Annotated in this window: 1 protein-coding gene; it reads right to left on the bottom strand. The window is 66.7% G+C overall.

Annotated elements, in window-relative coordinates; all coding sequences use genetic code 11:
• On the bottom strand, positions 1 to 659 hold a 659-nt coding region (locus NKI72_RS35275), incomplete at its 3' end, for an ABC transporter ATP-binding protein (protein WP_352852295.1).
• Positions 660 to 789 lie beyond the last annotated feature (130 nt).

The raw sequence follows: 789 nt of genomic DNA, 5'->3' as shown, positions 1-789 counted from the left end.
GTGGCGCGGTCGGCATATTTCAGCGCCACTGCCGAATTCTGCTCGGCGACAAGGATCGAAAGATCTTCGTCCCGATTGAGCCGCTTCAAAGCGCTGAAAATCTCGTCGACGATCAGCGGCGCCAGCCCCATCGAAGGCTCGTCCAGCACGAAGAGTTTCGGCCGCGACATCAGACCGCGGCCGATCGCCGTCATCTGCTGCTCGCCGCCGGAGGTGAGGCCGGACCGGGTTCGGCGCTTCTCGGTGAGCCTGGGGAAAAGCGCATAGACGCGGTCGAGGTCGGCCTTGACGCCGGTGCGGGAGGACGAATGCCCGAGCGCGCCGGTCAGAAGGTTCTCCTCGACCGTCAGCGAGCGGAAGCAGTGTCGGCCCTCGAGGACCTGGACCAGACCCTTGCGGACGAGGTGAGAGGGGCTTGCCCTGGAGACATCCTCGCCGTCGAAAGTGATCCGGCCAGCGGTAACAGTACCGCGCTCGGCCGGGAGGAGATTGGATACGGCGCGTAGCAGCGTCGTCTTGCCGGCGCCGTTGGAGCCGAGCAGTGCGACGATCTCGCCTTTGCCGACCGACAGGTCGACACCGTGCAGGGCGGCGATGGCGCCGTTGTAGACGGCCTCCACGCGACTGACCGACAGGATCGGATTTTCCGGGCTGGACATCGATGACTCCGCAATAGGCAGGAAATCGCGGGCCCGCCCGGGGGCCGGCGCGCGGGGGTGGGGGTTTAGTTGTGGGCCCCTGGTTCGCGGGGTTGGGCCGGGGGGGGGGGTTGGCCGGTTAATGGGGAAT

This window comes from Mesorhizobium sp. M0437, assembly GCF_040321335.1.
In the GTDB taxonomy this organism is placed as follows: Bacteria; Pseudomonadota; Alphaproteobacteria; order Rhizobiales; family Rhizobiaceae; genus Mesorhizobium.
Note: the sequence above shows the minus strand (reverse complement) of the source record. Positions and strands in the feature narration are given on the sequence as shown.